Origin of the sequence: Burkholderia sp. 22313 (assembly GCF_052045245.1) — a bacterium.
GTDB lineage: Bacteria > Pseudomonadota > Gammaproteobacteria > Burkholderiales > Burkholderiaceae > Burkholderia.
In genome coordinates this window covers 94,886-114,635 of record NZ_JBQEON010000013.1, presented here as the reverse complement: position 1 = coordinate 114,635, position 19,750 = coordinate 94,886, and the positions used below count along the sequence as shown (strand labels likewise).

The 19,750-nt window shown below is 65.9% G+C and carries 18 protein-coding genes and 2 pseudogenes; 13 read left to right on the top strand and 7 right to left on the bottom strand.

Features of this window, described 5'->3' with window-relative positions:
- The first annotated feature begins 342 nt into the window (after positions 1-342).
- From ACTJKF_RS13375 to ACTJKF_RS13355, 5 genes and pseudogenes are all read left to right on the top strand, one after another.
- Positions 343-474, top strand: a complete 132-nt coding sequence (locus ACTJKF_RS13375; RefSeq protein WP_440624004.1) for a hypothetical protein — start codon at positions 343-345, stop codon at positions 472-474.
- Entirely contained in the window at positions 471-791 is a 321-nt protein-coding gene (locus ACTJKF_RS13370; protein ID WP_440624003.1) for a helix-turn-helix domain-containing protein, read from the top strand. Before ACTJKF_RS13375 ends, ACTJKF_RS13370 begins: the two co-directional genes overlap by 4 nt.
- Before the next feature lie 670 nt (positions 792-1,461).
- Positions 1,462-1,611: pseudogene (locus tag ACTJKF_RS13365) on the top strand (fucose-binding lectin II); the annotation flags it as partial.
- Between the two features lie 26 nt (positions 1,612-1,637).
- Positions 1,638-1,757: pseudogene (locus ACTJKF_RS13360) on the top strand (fucose-binding lectin II); the annotation flags it as partial.
- Between the two features lie 100 nt (positions 1,758-1,857).
- A complete protein-coding gene (locus ACTJKF_RS13355) occupies positions 1,858-2,319 on the top strand; it encodes a hypothetical protein (RefSeq protein ID WP_440624002.1) in 462 nt (153 codons plus the stop codon).
- A 134-nt stretch (positions 2,320-2,453) separates the two neighbouring features.
- On the opposite strand, the gene ACTJKF_RS13350 is transcribed toward ACTJKF_RS13355, so the two are convergent.
- On the bottom strand, positions 2,454-3,824 hold the full coding sequence (locus ACTJKF_RS13350) for a M23 family metallopeptidase (protein WP_440624001.1): 1,371 nt from the start codon (positions 3,822-3,824) through the stop codon (positions 2,454-2,456).
- 329 nt (positions 3,825-4,153) lie between these two features.
- On the opposite strand from ACTJKF_RS13350, the gene ACTJKF_RS13345 reads away from it, so the two are divergent.
- A complete protein-coding gene (locus tag ACTJKF_RS13345) occupies positions 4,154-5,032 on the top strand; it encodes a mechanosensitive ion channel family protein (RefSeq protein ID WP_440624000.1) in 879 nt (292 codons plus the stop codon).
- Between the two features lie 59 nt (positions 5,033-5,091).
- On the opposite strand, the gene ACTJKF_RS13340 is transcribed toward ACTJKF_RS13345, so the two are convergent.
- Positions 5,092-6,237, bottom strand: coding sequence for a branched-chain amino acid ABC transporter substrate-binding protein (locus tag ACTJKF_RS13340; protein ID WP_440623999.1), 1,146 nt, complete (start codon positions 6,235-6,237; stop codon positions 5,092-5,094).
- A gap of 69 nt (positions 6,238-6,306) precedes the next feature.
- Positions 6,307-7,344, bottom strand: coding sequence for a histone deacetylase family protein (locus ACTJKF_RS13335; RefSeq protein WP_440623998.1), 1,038 nt, complete (start codon positions 7,342-7,344; stop codon positions 6,307-6,309).
- Positions 7,345-7,469: 125 nt separating this feature from the next.
- Between ACTJKF_RS13335 and ACTJKF_RS13330 the strand changes: the two genes are divergently transcribed.
- From ACTJKF_RS13330 to dbpA, 5 genes are all read left to right on the top strand, one after another.
- On the top strand, positions 7,470-7,958 hold the full coding sequence (locus ACTJKF_RS13330; protein ID WP_440623997.1) for an Lrp/AsnC family transcriptional regulator: 489 nt from the start codon (positions 7,470-7,472) through the stop codon (positions 7,956-7,958).
- Positions 7,959-8,019: 61 nt separating this feature from the next.
- Complete coding sequence (locus ACTJKF_RS13325; protein WP_440623996.1) at positions 8,020-8,340, top strand: hypothetical protein; 321 nt, start codon at positions 8,020-8,022, stop codon at positions 8,338-8,340.
- Between the two features lie 524 nt (positions 8,341-8,864).
- The gene (mqo, locus tag ACTJKF_RS13320) at positions 8,865-10,526 is read left to right on the top strand and encodes a malate dehydrogenase (quinone) (protein WP_440623995.1); all 1,662 of its coding nucleotides are present in this window, start codon (positions 8,865-8,867) and stop codon (positions 10,524-10,526) included.
- A gap of 253 nt (positions 10,527-10,779) precedes the next feature.
- Positions 10,780-10,977 carry a hypothetical protein gene (locus tag ACTJKF_RS13315; RefSeq protein ID WP_124612887.1) on the top strand — a complete coding sequence of 66 codons (198 nt, stop codon included), beginning with the start codon at positions 10,780-10,782 and terminating at the stop codon, positions 10,975-10,977.
- Complete coding sequence (gene dbpA, locus ACTJKF_RS13310; protein ID WP_440623994.1) at positions 10,974-12,371, top strand: ATP-dependent RNA helicase DbpA; 1,398 nt, start codon at positions 10,974-10,976, stop codon at positions 12,369-12,371. The genes ACTJKF_RS13315 and dbpA overlap by 4 nt, the downstream gene beginning before the upstream one ends.
- 43 nt (positions 12,372-12,414) lie before the next feature.
- Here the strand turns inward: dbpA and ACTJKF_RS13305 are convergent, their stop codons facing one another.
- Positions 12,415-13,239, bottom strand: coding sequence for a phosphate/phosphite/phosphonate ABC transporter substrate-binding protein (locus ACTJKF_RS13305; protein WP_440623993.1), 825 nt, complete (start codon positions 13,237-13,239; stop codon positions 12,415-12,417).
- A 296-nt stretch (positions 13,240-13,535) separates the two neighbouring features.
- Between ACTJKF_RS13305 and ACTJKF_RS13300 the strand changes: the two genes are divergently transcribed.
- Together ACTJKF_RS13300 and ACTJKF_RS13295 are read left to right on the top strand one after the other, a co-directional pair.
- A complete protein-coding gene (locus ACTJKF_RS13300; protein WP_440623992.1) occupies positions 13,536-14,561 on the top strand; it encodes a fatty acid desaturase in 1,026 nt (341 codons plus the stop codon).
- A 230-nt stretch (positions 14,562-14,791) separates the two neighbouring features.
- The gene (locus tag ACTJKF_RS13295) at positions 14,792-16,000 is read left to right on the top strand and encodes a benzoate/H(+) symporter BenE family transporter (protein WP_440623991.1); all 1,209 of its coding nucleotides are present in this window, start codon (positions 14,792-14,794) and stop codon (positions 15,998-16,000) included.
- A 135-nt stretch (positions 16,001-16,135) separates the two neighbouring features.
- On the opposite strand, the gene tssJ is transcribed toward ACTJKF_RS13295, so the two are convergent.
- From tssJ to tssF, 3 genes are all read right to left on the bottom strand, one after another.
- The gene (gene tssJ / locus ACTJKF_RS13290; RefSeq protein ID WP_440624044.1) at positions 16,136-16,663 is read right to left on the bottom strand and encodes a type VI secretion system lipoprotein TssJ; all 528 of its coding nucleotides are present in this window, start codon (positions 16,661-16,663) and stop codon (positions 16,136-16,138) included.
- A 157-nt stretch (positions 16,664-16,820) separates the two neighbouring features.
- On the bottom strand, positions 16,821-17,963 hold the full coding sequence (gene tssG / locus ACTJKF_RS13285) for a type VI secretion system baseplate subunit TssG (protein ID WP_440623990.1): 1,143 nt from the start codon (positions 17,961-17,963) through the stop codon (positions 16,821-16,823).
- A complete protein-coding gene (tssF, locus tag ACTJKF_RS13280; protein WP_440623989.1) occupies positions 17,927-19,741 on the bottom strand; it encodes a type VI secretion system baseplate subunit TssF in 1,815 nt (604 codons plus the stop codon). Before tssF ends, tssG begins: the two co-directional genes overlap by 37 nt.
- Between the last annotated feature and the right edge of the window lie 9 nt (positions 19,742-19,750).

Sequence of the window (19,750 nt, the reverse complement as noted above, 5' to 3'; positions counted from 1 at the left end):
GGCGGGCGCATCGAAATCGTCGTCCGACACGCTTTCTGACACATCGGTCATCAAGCGAAGATGCGACCGACTCGCGCGAATGCCCCGGATTCATTGACTGACAAGCATGCACGACATTGGCCTGAAGACCGGTGTCGATGAAAACGCACACAACCATCACCTGACGTCACCCGCACTCGGCTAGAGTGGTTGCACGTTCACACATGGACGTTCAGATCACTTCGACATGCCAAGCATGTGATGAAGTGACGATCGAAATCCACGGTGTAAACGAGCGCGGCCCGCAAGTGTAGAAGCACCTGCGAGCCGCTAACCACAACCAACTCTACAAGGGAGTGAGTCATGGCTGACGCGAATCATATCGCACCGACGTTTTTTCAGGACTGTTTCGGGCACGATGAACGCCCCGACGTCGATCCCGCAACGGGACAACGACTGCGGCAATTCGCGGCGATGACGGGAGACGCACAATGAATCGCAACGACTCGTATCAACGCGCCTATCACGCTCCGCTCGACGTCGGTCTCGACGACGCCGGAGAACTGTCGGCCAAATCCACGCTGGTGCTGAAGCTCAACGCATTGATCGTGTCGCAGGGCTTGAGCGAGGACGAGGTCGCGGCGCTCGCGGACATGGCCCGTCCGGTGGTCACGCCCGAGCAGCGCGAGCGGCTCAGGAACGTTTCACTCGATCTGCTGATGCGGACGCTCGTGTCGTTTGATCAGCATGTGGAAATTGTCGTACGGCCTGCGGGACAGGCTCGGTCGGCGGGGATTACGGCTTCGGTCTGACGATCGGCCGCGCCGGGAAAGGAAGTGCGCGGCAGCCGGAAGCGCGCCGGTGCTCGCATGAGGCAGCGTCAGGAACAAGTGCAATCAAGGAAATGCATGACTGCGGCCGCGCCCGGCCGCCAGCACGCCGCACGATCCCGTGCAAAAATCAGCCTCGTCCGATAGGCGCGGCGACAACCGGCCGCTATGCTTCTCCGGGTGCGGTGCCGGTGAAGTGCCCTGTTCAAGTTCGGAGTGAGCCGGTCACCATGCTTCGCCGGCGCCGCACCCCTCCGTTGCGATCCGGCTTCGGCGTGGGCGTTCGGTGGTGGCCGGTGGGCGCGGCCACGACAGAGACACTGATGTTGAAACAACACGCTGCCATATGCGAGCGCCGAGCGTCCGCGCCGAAGCCGGTTCCTCCCCCGCCACACCCGCCTGCGCCCCCGGCCATTATTCAAATAAGGCGCGACACACTTCGATATAGTTTCCCGAATATCTCGAATGACAATTCTTTGAACCAGAGATAGTTGATCAGATCATCTCAATCCCCGATTTACTGAACAATTTTCATTCCCATTCGAATATTTTTTTATTTATTTTCCGCCATGCTGGTCGAACCGTGCTTGAAAAGGCAAACGTTTGCGCGACACGGTAAAGCGCCTTGTCCATCGACCTCCAGGAGGAAAGCATGGCCGACTCTCAAACGTCCTCGAATCGCGCCGGCGAGTTTTCGATTCCGCCGAACACCGATTTCCGTGCGATTTTCTTTGCGAATGCCGCCGAACAGCAGCACATCAAATTGTTCATCGGCGACAGCAAGGAACCGGCCGCTTATCACCTCTCGAAGGCGACGCCGCAGCCCGTTCAACCGGCGGCGGCGAACGCGACGGTATCTTCAACCTGCCGCCGAACATCCCGTTCGGCGTGACGGCGCTCGTCAATTCGTCCGCGCAGCAGACGATCAAAGTCTTTGTCGACGACAACACCTGATGCTTAACTGTCTCCGGGAACGCAATCGCCGGGTGTCGACTCACCCGGCGATTTCCGTTGTTGCTCCGAGATTGACGAAATTGAAGAGGAAACGATGCCAGCAGGCAAGGCTCTGATGCAGTGGCTGGGCCGTCGCGGGGGGACCCGGCACCTGTTGATGCCGCTGCCGCCCGACAAGGTGCGCACCTTGTCGCTGGCCCATCATCTGGCGCTGGAGACCGTGACGACGGGCAGCGGCAGTCTCGATCAGGTCGGCAGCCTGGTACGCGTGGTCTATATGGCGTTTTTCCTGCGCGATACGACTTCGATCGATTCGACTGCCGAGCCTTTCCGGCGTGCGGAACACGCGCTGCATGCCTGCGTCGCGCGCGTGGACAGAGGCGCCTGTTGCCGGTTGGTCGACCAGGAGCCCGAAGCGGTCGGACGCATCCTGCTGATTCACGACCATCAGCTTGCCGCGATTACCGGGCACCGATATCTGGCGGCCCGGGAGCGCCTGCGGCACCACGTCGCCACCGGGAGACGCTCGCCGATTGCGCCGGCAACCGGCAGGTGACGGGGGCGATCGAGCGCGGCAAGCGGCAAGCGGCAAGCGGCAAGCGTTGCGAATCGTGCATGCACCGATGCGCGCACACGACGATGCCGGCCGGCGCAGCCGGCCTCGTCAATGCTCGTCAATGCGCGCGCCGATCAGCCTGCCCGCGCCACCACCGGCTTCGACATCGCCACCGGCGGCGACCCTGCGGCCGATGCGAGTCGCGTGGTCGCGTCACGCGCCACGCGGTTGAACGCCACGCGCTGCTGCCCCTTCAGCACGGCGGCATTCGTCGCGTGCACCAGCGCGACCGGATCGATCGGGCGATTGTTCCGCCGCACCTCGAAGTGCAGGTGCGGACCGGTGGCCGTCCCGGTGCTGCCGACGGCGCCGACCCGCTGGCCGCGCGCGATCCGCATGCCGGTGCGCAGCGACGGTTCGAACGCGGACAGATGTGCGTAATACGACGCATAGCCTTCGGCATGACGCACCACGACGTACTTGCCGTAGCCGCCCGGCTCGGTGCCGATGAACGACACGACACCGCGCGCCGACGCATGGACCGCCCGGCCCGTCGGCGCGGCGAGATCGACGCCGGAATGCACGTGACGCGCACCGCTCACCGGATGCACGCGCGCACCGAAACGCGAACTGGTGCGCGTTGCGCTGACGGGAATCGCGAACCGCGTGCCGGCGAGCGGCGCGCCGTTGAGATCGTAGTAGGCGCCCGACGCGCCCGCTTCCGGCGAAAACCACACCGCCGCGACACGCTGGCCGCGAAAGCGGATATCGAGCGCGGTCACACGCGGGCGGCCCGGCCGCGCTGCATCGCCGTCCGGCTCGAAGGCCACGCGGAAAGTATCGCCCGCGGTGCCGCGCTGCGTCACATCGATTCGACCGGCCAGCATGCGCGTGACCTGCGCGGCAACGCCGGCCGGCAGTTCGGCGCGCGCAAGCGACGCACGCAGGCTGCCGGTGATCGCACCGGCTCGCACGCCGCTTTCCGGCTCCGCAAGCACGAACGGCTCGGCGGAGGCCAGATCGGCATGACGCGGCCCGGCCACCGACGGCACGCCGACCGCGGGCAGCGGCGACGCAAAACCATAATCGAAGCGCCCCGCGTAGTGGCGCTCGATCGCGCCACGTGCCGCATCGCAGAGGACGATGTACGGCGTGCAGGCGCCGGCACGCACGACGAACATGCCGGGGTACGCATCGGCATGCACACGCGCCGCCGGCAAATCCGGTGCGACGCCCGCCACCGATGCCGATGCAAGCAAGCCGCCCCAGACAGTCCGGGCGGAATTGAAAAAAGGCACGTCGACAAGGTCGGCCGCTTGCGCCACCGCGGGCGTGAACGGCTCGGCATCCGAGGACGCCTGCGCCATCGCGCCCTGCGTGCCGGCAAGCCACGCCGCCGCCACGACACCGCGTGCAAGCGCGCGGCGCATCGGAAAGCGGATGGCGCCGCATTGCGCGGACGGACCTTGTTCGCGTGCGAGACGTAAACACAGGTCGAACCGCATCGCGTCGTCACTCGCTATCAATGAAAAGCTGGAAAAGAACCGGGTATCGCGGAGGAACGTTCATCGCGATCCGGTAGCCTGGAAACGAGTGTATCGGCATGGCCGACCTCGATGAATAAGACAAATCCTATTTGTTTATATATCCGCTTAGTACTCGACTGAAATAGCGATTTTCACCGTGAATACGCGTGAGATCCGCCCCCGGACAATCGCGCGCAACCACACATGGCGTGTACAGTCGAGGGCTGCCCGCGCATGCGCGCATGCCCGTCCGACCACGGCGAGCGTGCCGCGCGTCGCGACCTGTATCTTCGAACCGGAATCCCGTCATGTTTCTCGATCATCTTCATCCGGAACGCTGGACGTTCCTGTGGAACGCGTTGTCCACGCTTTCGCTCAGGCTCTGCGCCGGCCTCGCGCTGCTCGTCGCCGGCTGGTGGCTGTCGAAACGCATCGGCAACTGGCTGAACCGGCTGCTCTCGAACAAGGAGCGCGTCGACGACACGCTGCGGCCGATCCTCTGCGACGTCGCCGTCTGGGGCATCCGCATCGTCGCGATCGTCGGCGCGCTGTCGCAACTCGGCATCCAGACCGCGAGCATCGTCGCGGTGCTCGGCGCGGCCGGCCTCGCGATCGGGCTCGCGCTGCAAGGCACGATGCAGAACATCGCGGCCGGCATCATGCTGTTGCTGCTGCGGCCGTTCAAGGTGGGCGACTACATCGACGGCGGCACGGGTGTCGCGGGGACGGTGGACGAAGTCGGACTCTTCATGACGCGGCTGACGAAGCCGGACGGCATCTGCGAATACGTGCCGAACAGCGCGCTGTGGGGCAGCGCGATCCGCAACTACACGCGCAATCCGACGCGCCGTCTCGACCTCGAGGTGGAAGTGTCCGTGCACGACGACATCGATCGCGCGCTCGACGCGCTGCGCGCGCTGGCGCTGGCCGATCCCGACGTGCTGAAGGATCCGGCGCCGGACGTGATGGTGATGCGCTTCGACGACAGCACGGCAATCGCGAACATGCGCGTATGGACGCACACCGACACGTTCTGGGCGATGCGCTGGCGCCTCGCGCGCCAGGTGCGCAAGACGCTCGCCGATGCGGACTGTGCGCTGCCGATCCGCACGCGCGAGCTGCATATCGTGCACGACGCCGAACAGTCGGCCCGGCAGGCCGACCCGCGCCGCGTTCAGGCGTCGTAACGGCAAACGGCAACGGGGCACACGACCGCGACGCCGCGCGGCCGCACGCCCCGTCCGCGTCACATCTTCACAATATCGAGCAGCGCTTTCTTGCCGCTCCTGTACGTGAACACCGAGATCGCGCCGTGCTTCAGGTCGCCCTGCGGCGTGAAGCTCGTTTCGCCGATCACGCCGCGATAGTCGGTGACCGGCATCGCGGCCAGCACCTTGGCCGGGTCCGTCGAGTTCGCGCGCTTCATCGCGTCGACGATGATGTACACCGCGTCGTACGAGAACGGCGCATACACCTGCATCGGCTGGTGGTAGCGGGCTTCATAGCGCTTCACGAACGCCGCGCCGCCCGGCATCTTCTCGAGCGCGATGCCGGCCTCCGAACACACGACGTTGTCCGACGCCGGGCCCGCGAGCTTCGGCAGGTCGGTCGAGCACACGCCGTCGCCGGCGAGGATCTTCGCGCGCAGGCCGAGCTGGCGCGCCTGCTTCGCGAGCGGGCCGCCGGTGGCATCCATCCCGCCGTACATGATCGCGTCGGGGTTCTCGCCCTTGACCTTCGTGAGAATCGCGCGGAAGTCGATCGCCTTGTCGTTGGTCGCGTCGCGCGAGATCACCTTCATCCCGGACGCCTTCGCCGCCTTCTCGAACTCGGTCGCGAGACCTTGCCCGTACGCGGTCGAATCGTCGATCACGGCAACCGTCCTGATCCCCATGTTCTTCGCCGCGTAGGCGGCCAGCGCGGGCCCCTGCTGCGCGTCGGTCGCGACCACGCGATAGGTGGTCTTGAAGCCCTGCTGCGTATACATCGGGTTGGTCGCGGCCTGCGAGATCTGCACGACGCCGCCGTCGCGATACACGCGCGACGCCGGAATCGACGTGCCCGAGTTGTGATGGCCGACGACGCCGACCACCTTGTCATCGACGAGCCGCTGCGCGACCTGCGTCGCGGTGCGCGGATCGCCCGCGTCGTCCTGCGCGTCGAGCTGCAGCGTGACCTTCTTGCCGCCGATCACGAGCCCCTTCGCGTTGATCTCCTCGACCGCGAGCCGCGCGCCGTTCTCGCTGTCCTTGCCGAGATGCGCGATCGCGCCGGTCAGCGGCGCGACGTGCCCGATGCGCACGATCTCGTCCGCGTGCGCGGGCAGCGCCAGCCATGCACATGCCAGCGCGGCCGCGGTTGCGCATGCCGTCTTCTTCTGATGCCGATTCATGTTCGTCTCCTTCCTTGTCGCTCCGGGTTCGTGATCAGGACCGTCGTTGATGCAGGCAATGCGATGCGCTCATGCGCGCCCTTCGAAGCCGAGCAGCACGTTCACCGCGTTGATACCGATTTCCTCGACCATGTAGCCGCCTTCCATCACGAACAGCGTCGGCAGGTTCAGGCGCGCGAGCGCTTCGCCGATGCGCAGGTAGTCGGGCGAGCGCAGGCGGAAATGGCTGATCGGGTCGTGCTCGAACGTGTCGACGCCGAGCGACACGACGAGCAGGTCCGGTGCATGCTGCGCGATCGCGGCAGTGGCCTGACCGAGCGCGGCCGCATAGGTGTCCCATTGCGTGCCCTTCGGCAGCGGCAGGTTCAGGTTGAAGCCTTCGCCCGCGCCCGCGCCGCGCTCGTGCGCATAACCCGAGAAGTACGGATACGACACCGCCGGCTCGCCATGCAGCGACGCGAACAGCACGTCCGCGCGGTCATAGAAGATGTCCTGCGTGCCGTTGCCGTGGTGGAAGTCGACATCGAGCACCGCGACGCGCGACGCGCCGCTCGCGATGCCGTGTTGCGCCGCGATCGCCGCGTTGTTCAGGTAGCAGTAGCCGCCCATGTATTCGCGGCCCGCATGGTGGCCCGGCGGCCGGCACAGCGCGAATGCCGCGCGCGCGCCGGCGTTCGACAGCAGGTCGGCGCCGGTCAGCGCCGAGTTCGCGCTCGCGCTCACCGCGCCCCACGTGCCGGCGTTGATCGGCGCACCCGCATCCATCGCGAAGAAGCCGAGCTTGCCGTCGATGAAGTCGGGGAGCGTCGCGGCCGACGGCATCGCGCGCACCGGCCACACGAGCGGCAGCGCCTGGCAGGTGCGGCCGCTCGCGACCCATTCGTCCCATGCGCCGGCGAGGAACTCGACATAGCGCGCGCGGTGCGCGCCGGCATAGCTTGCGCGGTCGAACGCGCGCGGCGCGATCACGTCGCCGAGGCCGGCCGCGCGCACCTGCGCCAGCACCGTCTCGGCGCGAAGGGGGTTCTCGAACGAATCGGTGATCGCGCCGTCCTTCAGTTCGACGCCGCGATGCAGATGGTGATCGCTGCTGTAGACCGTGAGCATGGTGGACCGTTGCAGTGAAGGCTGTGAGGGGTGGCAACAGTCTATTGACGCTGGCTGGCAATAGCTTTGCTTTTCGCCTCCTCGTTTCGTACAATTTTGAGAAAACCGTCTACGGAGTCCCTGGAATGAGCAAAAATCGCGCTTCGGTGGAACTGGACGGCGTCGACCGCGCGATGCTCCGCCTGCTGCAGGAAGACGGCGCGCTATCGAACGCGACGCTCGGCGAACGGCTGTCATTGAGCGTCACGCCGTGCTGGCGGCGGCGCAAGCGGCTCGAGGACGAAGGCGTGATCACCGGCTACCAGGCCAACCTCGACCGGCGCACGCTCGGGATGAACGTGTTCGCATTCGTGCAGGTCACCTTCAACATGCATTCGGGTCAGGATTCGGATCACTTCGAGGACGTGATGCGGCGTCACGACGAAGTGACGTCGTGCCACAAGATCACCGGCGCGGCCGACTACATCCTGCAGGTCGTCGCCACCGATCTCGACGCGTATGCGGAATTCGTCGAACACGTGCTGCGCAAGCAGGCCGGCGTGTCGTCGATCCAGTCGAGCCTCGCGCTGCGCGAGGTCAAGTTCTCGTCACGCGTGCCGGTGCCGGATGCGTGAACGCCACTCCGATCGTGCACGGGCTTCCGCGGCCGATCGTCATCCCATGGAGCGCTACGTTATGAAACGATTCATTCCTTCCGCGTCGCTTGCCGCCACGATCGCATTCGTGTGTGCATTGAGCGCATGCGCGACGCAGCCTGTCTCCCCACTCCCGCCCGATGTCGCCGGGCAGGACACGCAAACCTCGCAGACCGCCCAGGCCGCGCCGCCGGTCGTCGGCGGCGATCGCGACGCGCATGGCTGCATCGGCTCGGCCGGCTACGCATGGTGCGAACAAACGCTGCAATGCGAACGCCCGTGGGAACTCGCGAAGCAGAAGGGGTTCGCGAATTCGGCGCAGGCGTACGGGCAGTTCTGCCGCAACGGTTCGGCGCAGTGACGCGGTCGCGGCGCCCTGCCGCGACATCACGTTGAAGTATCGACGCGACGCCGTGTGCGTTCCTGTCGCGCCTTGAACTGACGCGCCGACGAATCGGCGCGCCCCGCGGATTTTCCCGCTCCGCGCGCCGTCATTCCGGAAACCCGGACAAACAAGAAACCCCACGAAAACAAGGATATTTCGCGCGTGCGACACGATAATCGAGTTCGGTTATATTACGCGCCCCTTGCCATCCCGCCTGCCCGAAACCCATTGCGCGCGGCCTCTTTCGACGCAGCCTGAAGCGACGTCAGGCGAGGCTTGCAGCAAGGTGTTGCGCGCCCGTCGCCTGACCATGACGCATGCGCTTGCGTGACAACATGAAGCCGATCCGAAGGTGTCCTTCGCAACGGTCTTGCGTGCACAAATGCAACGGCGAACGCAATCGATCCGGAATTCCGGATTCGCGATCCGGATCTCCGGATCCGCGCACCGCGCCGCGATTTCGCCTCGGCCGGGCGGCTTGGCAAACCGATGCATCCAAGTTGAAAAAGGGATCTGCTGTGATCAAAACGTTACGGGTAATACTGTCGGCGCTCGCGCTGTGCGTCGCCGCGCCGTCCGCGCATGCCGCCGATACGAAGAAAGTCGACGTCCTGCTGGTGGGCGGCGGCATCATGAGCGCGACGCTCGGCGTGTGGCTGCACGAGCTGCAGCCCGACTGGTCGATGACGATGGTCGAGCGCCTCGACGGCGTCGCACTGGAAAGCTCGAACGGCTGGAACAACGCGGGCACCGGCCACTCGGCGCTGGCCGAATTGAACTACACGCCGGAGAGGGCGGACGGCAGGATCGACATCTCGAAGGCGATCGAGATCAACGAGTCGTTCCAGATCTCGCGCCAGTTCTGGGCCTGGCAGGTCCGGCAGGGCGTGCTGAAGAACCCGCACGCCTTTATCAACTCGACGCCGCACATGAGCTTCGTCTGGGGCGACGACAACGTCCGCTTCCTGAAGAAGCGCTACGACGCGCTGCAGGCGAGCCCGCTGTTCCGCGGCATGCAGTATTCGGAAGACTACGACCAGATCAAGCAGTGGGTGCCGCTCATGATGGAAGGCCGCGACCGCTCGCAGAAGGTCGCCGCCACCTGGACACCGATCGGCACCGACGTGAACTTCGGCGAGATCACGCGCCAGTTCGTCGGCTACCTGAAGACGCAGCCGAACGTCACGCTGTCGCTGTCGAGCGAAGTGCGCGAGATCGCGCGCAACGCGGACGGCACGTGGCACGTGTCGTGGGTCAAGCTGCATTCGGATGAGCCGCCGCAGGCCGTCGACGCGAAGTTCGTGTTCATCGGCGCGGGCGGCGGTGCGCTGCACCTGCTGCAGGCGTCGGGCATCCCCGAGGCGAAGGACTACGGCGCGTTCCCGGTCGGCGGCTCGTTCCTCGTGACCGACAACCCCGAGGTCGTGAAGCGGCATCTCGCGAAGGCGTACGGCAAGGCGTCGGTCGGCTCGCCGCCGATGTCGGTGCCGCACCTCGACACGCGGATCATCGACGGCAAGAAGATCATCCTGTTCGGGCCGTTCGCGACGTTCTCGACCAAGTTCCTGAAGAACGGCTCGTACTTCGACCTCGCGAAGAGCACCAACCTGAACAACGTCGCGCCGATGCTGCGCGTGGGCGTCGATGAATTCCCGCTCGTCCAGTATCTGGCCGGCCAGCTGATGCTGTCGGACGACGACCGCTTCAACGCGCTGAAGGCATATTTCCCGGACGCGAAGAAGGAAGACTGGCGCCTGTGGCAGGCCGGCCAGCGCGTGCAGATCATCAAGCGCGACCCGGTCAGGGGCGGCGTGCTGAAGCTCGGCACCGAGATCGTCAGTTCGCAGGACGGCAGCATCGCGGGCCTGCTCGGCGCATCGCCGGGCGCGTCGACGGCCGCGCCGATCATGCTGAACCTGATGCAGAAGGTGTTCAAGGACAAGGTCGCGACGCCCGAATGGCAGCAGAAGATCCGCCAGATCGTGCCGAGCTACGGGACGAAGCTGAACGACGGCCCGGCGAAGGTCGTCGAGGAATGGACCTATACCAGCGACGTGCTGCAGCTGTCGCCGCCGCCGAAGATCGACATGGCGACGCCGGCGCAGGCCACTGGCACGGCCCCCACGCGCCCCGCGAAGGCGTCGGCCGACATGGCGCTGTAACGCGTCCGGCCCCGTTTTGTCGCACCGGCGGCCGCCCTTCGGGGCGGCCGTTTTACATGGCGGATGCAGGCGGCACCGCCCGCATCCGCTAGAATTGCGGGCACGCGCGACGCCGTCGCCACCCGATCCACCATCCGCATCGACGCGGTCCCCGCGACCGCCGGTGCGGCCCGCGCCCGAGCCGCGCGAGCGCCGCACCGCGTTGCCGCGTCCGCCGGGCGCGCCATCAACCGAATTCAGCTGGAGAATGACCGTGTTTACCTGCCGAAACCAGAGCTGCGGCACGCAGTGGGAGACGTCCGACGTCGTCATCAAGGACGAAGGCCAGGGGCTGCTGTTCCGCTGCCCGCTGTGCGGCGCCCGCAACTATCTCGAACGCTTCGAGGACGACGAAGGCACGGTCGTCTACGAACAGATGGAAGGCCGCCCCTACCTTGGAGACCTGTCTTGACCCAATCGACCGCCACGCCGTTCAGCGCGCTGCCGCTGACGCCCGCCGCGCTCGCGAACCTCGCGCAGCTCGGCTACGTCGACATGACGCCGATCCAGGCCGCGAGCCTGCCGATCGCGCTGGCCGGCCACGACCTGATCGCGCAGGCGAAGACGGGCAGCGGCAAGACCGCCGCGTTCTCGCTCGCGCTGCTGTCGCGGCTCGACACGCGCAGCTTCGACGTGCAGGCGATGATCCTGTGCCCGACGCGCGAGCTCGCCGACCAGGTCGCGCAGGAAGTGCGCCGCCTCGCGCGCGCCGAGGAAAACGTGAAGGTGCTGACGCTGTGCGGCGGCACGCCGATGCGCCCGCAGGCGCAGAGCCTCGAGCACGGCGCGCATATCGTCGTCGGCACGCCGGGCCGTATCATGGATCACCTCGACCGCGGCAACCTGAAGCTCGACGCGCTGAACACGCTCGTGCTCGACGAAGCCGACCGGATGCTCGACATGGGCTTCTTCGACGACATCGCGAAGGTCGCGCGGATGTGCCCGACCGCGCGCCAGACGCTGCTGTTCTCCGCGACCTATCCGGACGGCATCGCGAAGCTGAGCCAGCAGTTCCTGCGCAACCCGAAGGAAGTGAAGCTCGAGGAGCGCCACGACAACAGCAAGATCCGCCAGCGCTTCTACGAAGTGACGGAAACCGAGCGCCTGCACGCGGTCGGGCAGTTGCTGAACCACTACCGGCCGGTCAGCACGATCGCGTTCTGCAACACCAAGCAGCAATGCCGCGACCTGCTCGACGTGCTGCACGCGCAGGGCTTCCATGCGCTCGCGCTGCACGGCGAGCTCGACCAGCGCGAGCGCGACCAGGTGCTGATCCAGTTCGCGAACCGCAGCTGCTCGGTGCTGGTCGCGACCGACGTCGCCGCGCGCGGGCTCGACATCGCCCAGCTCGAGGCGGTGATCAACGTCGACGTGACGCCGGACCCCGAAGTGCACGTGCACCGGATCGGCCGCACCGGCCGCGCGGACCAGGAAGGCTGGGCGCTGAGCCTTGCCAGCATGGACGAGATGGGCCGCGTCGGCGCGATCGAGCAGGCGCAGAAGCGCGACGTCGAATGGCATCCGCTCGCGGAACTGAAGCCGGCCGGCAACGACACGCTGCTGCCGCCGATGGAAACGCTGCAGATCCTCGGCGGGCGCAAGGACAAGATCCGCCCGGGCGACGTGCTCGGCGCGCTCACCGGCGATGCGGGGTTCGACGGCAAGCAGATCGGCAAGATCAACGTGACCGAGTTCTCGACCTACGTCGCGATCGAGCGCGGCGTCGCGCACGACGCGCTGCGCAAGCTCAATGCGGGGAAGATCAAGGGCAAGCGCGTCAAGGTCCGGTTGATGGACGACGAGTGATCGCGGGCGGTGCGGCGGCTGTCACGGCAGCCGCGCTGCCATCTCATGCCAGCTCGGGATACCCGAGCGCGGCCGCGTCCCGCGCGAGCCGGGCAATCGTGTCGTATGCGTCCCGCGGCAGACGCTCGAATCCCGTCAGCCGTAACGCGTTCGCCCGTTCCGGATCGACCGCGGCCGCGTGATCGAGTGCGTCCTGCAACGCGCTCACCCGCCCTCCGTCCAGCGCCTTCGACGCAATCAACGGCAACCCCGGCGCCGACGCCGTCATCCCGATGATCCGGATCCCGTTCAGCAGCTCGGGCAGTGCATCGCGCACATACGCGAACGTCACGCAATCGATCGCCGCGCAATCGGCGTCGCCGGCCGCCAGCGCGCGCAGCACGTTCAGGTGCGAGCCGAACGACACGACCGAACCGAAGAAACGTCCGCCATGCGCATGCGGCGCGACCGCATGCCGGAACGCGTTCATCCCGCTGTGCGAATCGCCGCCATTGATCGCGGCCCGCGAGCCGCGACAGGCGGCCAGTGTGGTCACGCCGCCCGCATGCACGCGCGCCGACGCAACCAGCACGCTGCGGTAGCGCGCACCATCGCAGCCCGGCGCATCGAAGGCCGGCGTCGCGATCAGGTGCACGGCATCGCGCAATCCGAGCATCCGGTACGGATAGCCGCAGGTCTGGGACAACAGCAGGTCGTGGCGCCGCCACAGCGTGTGCAGATCCGCGAACGGTTCGTCGAGCAACGCGACGCCGGCAGGCTCGCCGGTGCGCGCGAACACATCGAGCGCGTCACGCAGCAGCGCGCGCCACAGTGCGGCGTGGCGCGGCGTCACGTTGTACATCGGCAGTCCGGCGATCCATTGGCTCATCCGGGCATTCTACGCATCGGTGGCGCCTTGAAGGAAACCGGTTCTATCGCATTTCAGCGATAGCCGGCCCACGGCGGGCTGCCGCCAATGCTTATCGGCCGCGCCGCGCTAAGCAAATGCGAATTGCTTGGTTTGCCTGACTACGTGGCGCGGTTAGCGTTCCAGTGTCGCGATGCTTTCGAGCGCGCCGCAACACGCGTCGGCCAATCGCATCGCGTCCCATACCGGGGTGCGATCGTCCGCTATCCATATCGCCCGTATAGCCCGTATAGCCTGTTTCATCCCGCCCGAGCACCATGGCCGAATACTTCGACGTCGACCACGCGCGCGCGATCGCCACGCTCGACGCCCGCTTCACTGCCCGCACCGAGTGGCCGACCTGGCTGCTCGTCGTCGCGATCTACGGCGGCTGGCTCGCCGTGCTGCTGCTCGTGCGCGGCGCTCGCCTGTCGCTCGCCGCCGCGACGCCGCCGCTGATCCTGCTCGGTGCGTGGCACATGTCGCTGCAGCACGAGCTGCTGCACGGCCATCCGACACGTTCCGCGTTCGTGAACCGGCTGCTCGGCTATCCGCCGTTGACGATCTGGTATCCGTACACGCTCTATCGCGACACGCACCTCGACCATCACCGCGACGAAGACCTGACCGTGCCCGGCGTCGACCCGGAATCGAATTACGTGTCGCGCGCGCGGTGGGGGCGGCTGCCGCGCTGGCATCGCGGCATGATCGTTGCACGCACAACTTTCATCGGGCGGCTGGTTCTCGGACCGCCAGCGAGCATCGCCGCAATGATCGGCGACGCATTCGTCGCGTTCCGGCGCGGCGACTTCCGCTATCTGCCGATGTGGGCCACGCACGCCGCCTGCGCGGCCGCGCTGCTCGCATGGCTGCAGTGGGCCATCGGCGTGCCGTGGTGGTACTACCTGCTGGCGGTCACCTGGCCCGCGCTGTCGCTCGCGATGATCCGTTCGCTGTTCGAGCATCGTGCCGCACCGCATCCGAAGGCGCGCATCGTGATCAACGAAGCCGGCTTCGCGATGCGGCTGCTGTACCTGAACAACAACTATCACCTCGTGCACCACGACCTGCCGAAGCTGCCGTGGTACGACCTGCCGCGTGCGTACCGGATGCGGCGCGATGCGTATGCGGAGAAATGCGGCGGCTTCGTGATCCGCCGCGGCTATCGCGAACTGCTGGCGCGCCACGCCTGGACGCCGACCGACACGCCCGTGCATCCGTTCGACCACGGCACGGCGTCGCTGTCGACGGGTAGTGGCGCGAAGGTCGCCGTGGTCGACGGCTATCTTCAGATCAGTACGTAGCCGGTACGTGATGCGCGGCTTCGCCGTGACACCGCGCGTCCGGGCGATGCACGCACGAGGTCGCCCGGCCGCTGCAACGGGCATGCCTTACGAATAGCCGACAACGCCAGCCCGCATCGGCGAATTGCCAATTCCGCCGGCAATGCCCAGAATGTCGGCTCGTCCGGGGCTTCCAACAATCATTCGCCCTGGCTCAGACTCCCGGCCGCGCGCCGCACTCCCCTACGACGATGCAACCGAACACTTCGCCCGGCGCGATCCGCTCGATCGGCAACGACTGGTCCGTCTCCGCGATTACCGCGGGCTTTCTCGCCGTGCTGATTTCCTACGCGGGCCCGCTTGCGATCTTCTTCCAGGCGTCACAGGCCGCGCATGCGTCCAATGCGATGGTCACGTCATGGGTCTGGGCAATCTCGATCGGCGCGGGCCTCTCGGGACTGTTCGCAAGCTGGAAGCTGAAAGTGCCGGTCGTGACCGCATGGTCGGCGCCCGGCACCGCGCTGCTCGTCGGCCTCTTTCCGCAACTGACGCTGAACCAGGCCGTCGGCGCGTACATCACGGCCGCGGTGATCATCCTCGTGATCGGCATCACTGGCTATTTCGACCGGCTCGTACGCCACATTCCGCGCGGCATCGCGTGCGGGATGATGGCCGGCATCCTGCTGCCGTTCGGCATGCATGCGTTCTCCGCCGCGACCGCGCAGCCGGTGCTCGGGTTCGGGATGATCGCCGCGTACGTGATCTTCAAGCGCCTGCTGCCGCGCTACAGCATCGTGCTCGTGCTGCTGACCGGCGCCGCGCTCGCGACGCTGCTCGGGATGGCGCATCTCGGCAACGTGGTGCCGAGCATCGCGCGGCCGATCTTCATCGCCCCCGAATGGACGCTCGGCACCACGCTCAGCCTCGCGCTGCCGCTCGTCGTCGTGAGCCTTACCGGCCAGTTCCTGCCGGGGATGACGATCCTGCGCGTGTCGGGTTATCACACGCCCGCGCGGCCGATCATCACGGCGACCAGCGTGATGTCGCTCGTGGCCGCGTGCTTCGGCGGGATCACGATCGTGGTCGCGGCGATCACCGCTGCGCTCTGCACGGGCAAGGACTCGCACGAGGATCCGGGCCGGCGCTATGTCGCGGGCATCGCGAACGGGGTGTTCTATCTGATCGGCGGGCTGTTCGCGGGGACGATCGTCACGCTGTTCTTCGCGCTGCCGAAAGCCTTCGTCGCGATCCTCGCGGGGCTCGCGCTGATCGGTGCGATCGGCGCGAACGTGCACGGGATCTTCGAGGACGAGGATCATCGCGAAGCGTCGGTGATCACGTTCCTTGCGACCGCGTCGGGGATGACGTGGCTCGGGCTCGGGTCGGCGTTCTGGGGGATCGTGATCGGGTCGGTCGCGTATGCGGTGTTGAGCAGGGTGCGGGGGCGTCGGGGGGAGTGAGCGGGCTCACCGTGCCGCCGCACTCAAACACTCGATGCAATGCCGGCTCGGGCACGGGATCGTCGGATCGCTCGATTCGGTTCACCCAGTGCGCGGATCAGGTCACGTAATGTCCGATGACCGGCCAGTCAGCCACTACCTCGATGTGTCGCGACGAGCGCCGCTGGCCAGCAGAAGCTGATCGACAAGCTCGAGTTTCAACGGCTTGTCCGCGTCGAGTTTCTTCTTTTCGATCACATGCTTCCACCCGTCACCGTTGCCCGGGTTGCGGTAGAACGCCACGATCGCGACGTATTTCGTATCGGCCTGCATCGGCTGCGAAAGGCTCGCCGACGCTCCCGGGTTCAACACCGCGGCAAGGTCTGCCTGCAGGTCCTGTGCAAGCACCGTCCGGTCATGCTTCAGCAGGTCCTCGTAGGACGCGCCGTCGAACAGCTTGCGATCCTTCAACTGATACACGCGCACCGCGACCGATGTCGCGCGGCCGGCGTCGTCGGGGTTCAACGCCTCCCGGGCGGACAGATCGACGTTGAGCACCTTGACCTGCTTGAAGAACACCGCGTGATACGCGCCGGACGAGGCGTCCGAGACGGACTGCCACGCGCCGCACGCGGACAGCAGCAAGACGGACAAGAAAGTTGAAACAGCGAAACGGATAGACATCGACGTTCCTGAAATAGTCATGTAACGAATGAGCTTAAAGTGCTGCATCGGTAGACCTGCGCGCAGCCGAGATCAATGCCCTCAACGGTTTCGCCGGCGAAATCACGACGGCCGTTGATGGCGTTGGCTTTCTCGTCTTGGCGACGCAGGTTCGCCGTCATGCATGCAAGGGAGTAATGTGGGGATTGGGCCCTGGTCCCGGGAACGCTTCGTACATGCCAAGTGCAATATTGACGATACGTTCCTCGTCAGCGGGCAGCACGGTGGTCCAACCGAGCCGTGGCGCGGGCCCGGCGTTTCCGTGACCGATCGCCGGCTCCGGCGTGTATCGCGACGACACTTCCATCCGCAGATGTACGTCCGCCTTGACACCGACATATAGCTGCACAAAGGCCATCAAATCGCGATGCAGCCCTGCACCGGGCAATAGGTCCTGCGCCTGCCGAGCATCAGCCGGGCGCAACGTCAGCCGTACCGCCCGGCTTCGATACGCCATCCGCTTCCCCAATACGTAGCCGCTGCCCAACCCGTCCCGTTGACTGGCTCCCGATTTCCCGACAGCAGGCCCGGCCGCCGTGAGCGGCCGCGGCCGCCCCGTCGACGTCACGACCGGCCAGAACTCGTCGACCCGAACCTCAACTCCCGGGATGGCCAGCGCCACGACACCTGCGAGCCCTTCCGGCGTGCGCGTGCGCTGAATCAACAGCCCCAGCAGCGCCAGCATCCGCGAATCGGGCAGGCCGGCGCGCTTCGGCTTGTCGCCCCAGCCGAACCCGGCCAGACACAGCAGGTTGCGCGAATGCGCGTCGATGCCGCCAGGCCGGAAGTGCTCGGGATAGCGATACTTCCGCCAGGCGCGATACAGCAACGTGACATACCGGTGATTGAACTGGTCGAGAAACGCCTCGACCGCTTCGTGCCCTTCCTCGCGCAGCACGATTTCGTCGATCATGTGCGAGGGCATCGCCGCATCGACGCCATACAGCCCCATGAAAGTCGTGCGCACGGTCGGAGGCGATCCAGACCCGAACGCGTCCGATCCATCGTCAAACTCGACCGACGCGATTTCACTCGCCGGAAAACCCATTCGCGGCCGCGGCCGGAAGCGCACCGGTTCATGATCGAGCGCATCCCGTGTGCCGAACCCGGGCTGGTCGGGAAAACGCACCTCGAGCAACCGGCAAAGCTGCATGAAGTTCATCCGCGGTGCACGCGCCAGCAGCGAGGCGACCAGCGGATCGAGATTCGGGAAGTCGTGCAGCTTCATAGCGGCGCCCGCTCGGCCTTGCTGCGCGGCCATTCGATGCGGGCCTGCGACGGCAGGCTGACGATCGCGAGCTTCGTGAACAGGTTGATGTCCGCGTAGAGCGCGAAGAACCGATGCAGAAGCTCGCCGAACAGCATCACGTCACCGTCCCCGGCGAACGCATGGCTGTCGAGCGTGACCTCGATCAGCACGCCCCGCTCGACCGAACCACCCGACACCTCCTCGATCAGTGCCTGCGACACCCACAGGATGCCCGCGAGCCGTCGACGGTTCAGTTCGTCATTCGTCCAGTCGTAGAGCGCGAGCGCCCCGCGCAACACTTCCGCGTCCATCATCGACAGGAAGTTCGGTGCCAGGTGCGACAGCACACGCCACTGGAACCGGTCTTCCGTCGGCGGATACAGCGGCAGCGTCGGCGAGACGAGATTGCGCACCCCGGCGACGTTCTGGGAACTGGTCGCGAGTTCGTCGAGACTGGCTTCCCGGAGCCCCTTGCGCGGCAGCAACCCGTTCGTGCCCGTCACGCGCAACGACAGGCTTTCCTCGGGCAACGTCTCGATGGTTTCCCATGCATGACCACCGAGAACCACCCACGTTTCGTGCAACCCCGCGACACCCGAGCACACGCGCGAATGGAAATACCGCTCCGGCGCCTCGTGACGCAGCATGCCGCCACGATGACGGAACGTCGCAAACGGCACGTATTCATACCGCTCGGCCGTTTCGTGGTCGAATGCCTCGATCGCGTCGACGGAATACGTTTCGACATGCTCACCTTGATGGCCGGCCGGCACCACGCGATATTCGGTTTCGTGATGATCGATCTCGATCGGCTCGGCATCCAGCTCGAACAAGTTGATCACGGGCGAACAGAATAGCCGCACGTTTTCGGCGCCGAAGCGCTGGTCCGACGGATAGGTCTGCGTCAGCACGATTTCCAGCTCGAACCGGGTGGTACGTTCGGGCAGCTTCGTGACATCCAGTCCGCACAGGTCCACAAACAGGAATTTCTCGCGGAACGTAAAGTACTCGAGCAGCAATTGATAGCCGGAGAAGGCCGCATCGGCCTTCGGCCACAGGCGTTCTTCAGCCGAGAAGCCGGCCGGTTCGATCGTGACGCCGGCAAGCTGCGTCGCCTCGCCGTCGCGGATCTCCGGAATGCGCAACTGGATCGTGTCGACCTGGCGCGTCAGGGCAAGGTGCATCGCGAACGCCGTCGGCAGATCCGCATTCAGGTGCAAGCGCAACCGTGACAGATCCGTTTCCATCCGGCGTGCCGACCTGCCGAGCGAGAAGCCGAGCCGGATCACCGAGCGGCCGTCGTGACGCACGGCCGGCCCGGCATGCGTGACCGTAACCGGTTGCAGCGTGACCGCTTGCGTCGTCCGGTAAATGCATTGCACGGTCTTCGGCGACCCACCTTCCGCGCCAGCGGGTGGCGGTACGACGATCGGCGCGGAGCGTATCGATACGCCTGCCGGCACGACTTCGGTCTTCTGAAGCTTTTCCGATAGCGGAACGAGTTCCACGATCGACAACGAGGGGATCATGCGCAAGTAGTGCGGCCATAGCAGGCTGACCAGCCCTTCAGTCAGCTCCGGCAACTCGTCGTCGAGCTTCTGCCGAAGGCGCCCGGTGAGGAATGCAAAGCCCTCGAACAGTCGCTCGACGTACGGATCGCGATCGCCGACACGGTCGAGGTTGAGCAATCGCGCGCGATCAGGATGCGCCTTCGCGAATTCCTTGCCGGACTCGCGCAAATAGCGCATTTCCGCTTCGTAGTAACGCAGGATGGGATCGTCATTTGCCATGGATTCTCG

Excerpts from the sequence above, each read along its gene's own strand:
- ACTJKF_RS13375 (WP_440624004.1), top strand. The coding sequence starts at position 343 with ATGGCTGACGCGAATCATATCGCACCGACGTTTTTTCAGGACTGTTTC.
- ACTJKF_RS13370 (WP_440624003.1), top strand. The coding sequence starts at position 471 with ATGAATCGCAACGACTCGTATCAACGCGCCTATCACGCTCCGCTCGAC.
- ACTJKF_RS13355 (WP_440624002.1), top strand. The coding sequence starts at position 1,858 with ATGCCAGCAGGCAAGGCTCTGATGCAGTGGCTGGGCCGTCGCGGGGGG.
- ACTJKF_RS13350 (WP_440624001.1), bottom strand. The coding sequence starts at position 3,824 with ATGCGGTTCGACCTGTGTTTACGTCTCGCACGCGAACAAGGTCCGTCC.
- ACTJKF_RS13345 (WP_440624000.1), top strand. The coding sequence starts at position 4,154 with ATGTTTCTCGATCATCTTCATCCGGAACGCTGGACGTTCCTGTGGAAC.
- ACTJKF_RS13340 (WP_440623999.1), bottom strand. The coding sequence starts at position 6,237 with ATGAATCGGCATCAGAAGAAGACGGCATGCGCAACCGCGGCCGCGCTG.
- ACTJKF_RS13335 (WP_440623998.1), bottom strand. The coding sequence starts at position 7,344 with ATGCTCACGGTCTACAGCAGCGATCACCATCTGCATCGCGGCGTCGAA.
- ACTJKF_RS13330 (WP_440623997.1), top strand. The coding sequence starts at position 7,470 with ATGAGCAAAAATCGCGCTTCGGTGGAACTGGACGGCGTCGACCGCGCG.
- ACTJKF_RS13325 (WP_440623996.1), top strand. The coding sequence starts at position 8,020 with ATGAAACGATTCATTCCTTCCGCGTCGCTTGCCGCCACGATCGCATTC.
- ACTJKF_RS13305 (WP_440623993.1), bottom strand. The coding sequence starts at position 13,239 with ATGAGCCAATGGATCGCCGGACTGCCGATGTACAACGTGACGCCGCGC.
- ACTJKF_RS13300 (WP_440623992.1), top strand. The coding sequence starts at position 13,536 with ATGGCCGAATACTTCGACGTCGACCACGCGCGCGCGATCGCCACGCTC.
- ACTJKF_RS13295 (WP_440623991.1), top strand. The coding sequence starts at position 14,792 with ATGCAACCGAACACTTCGCCCGGCGCGATCCGCTCGATCGGCAACGAC.
- tssJ (WP_440624044.1), bottom strand. The coding sequence starts at position 16,663 with ATGTCTATCCGTTTCGCTGTTTCAACTTTCTTGTCCGTCTTGCTGCTG.
- tssG (WP_440623990.1), bottom strand. The coding sequence starts at position 17,963 with ATGGCCGCGCAGCAAGGCCGAGCGGGCGCCGCTATGAAGCTGCACGAC.
- tssF (WP_440623989.1), bottom strand. The coding sequence starts at position 19,741 with ATGGCAAATGACGATCCCATCCTGCGTTACTACGAAGCGGAAATGCGC.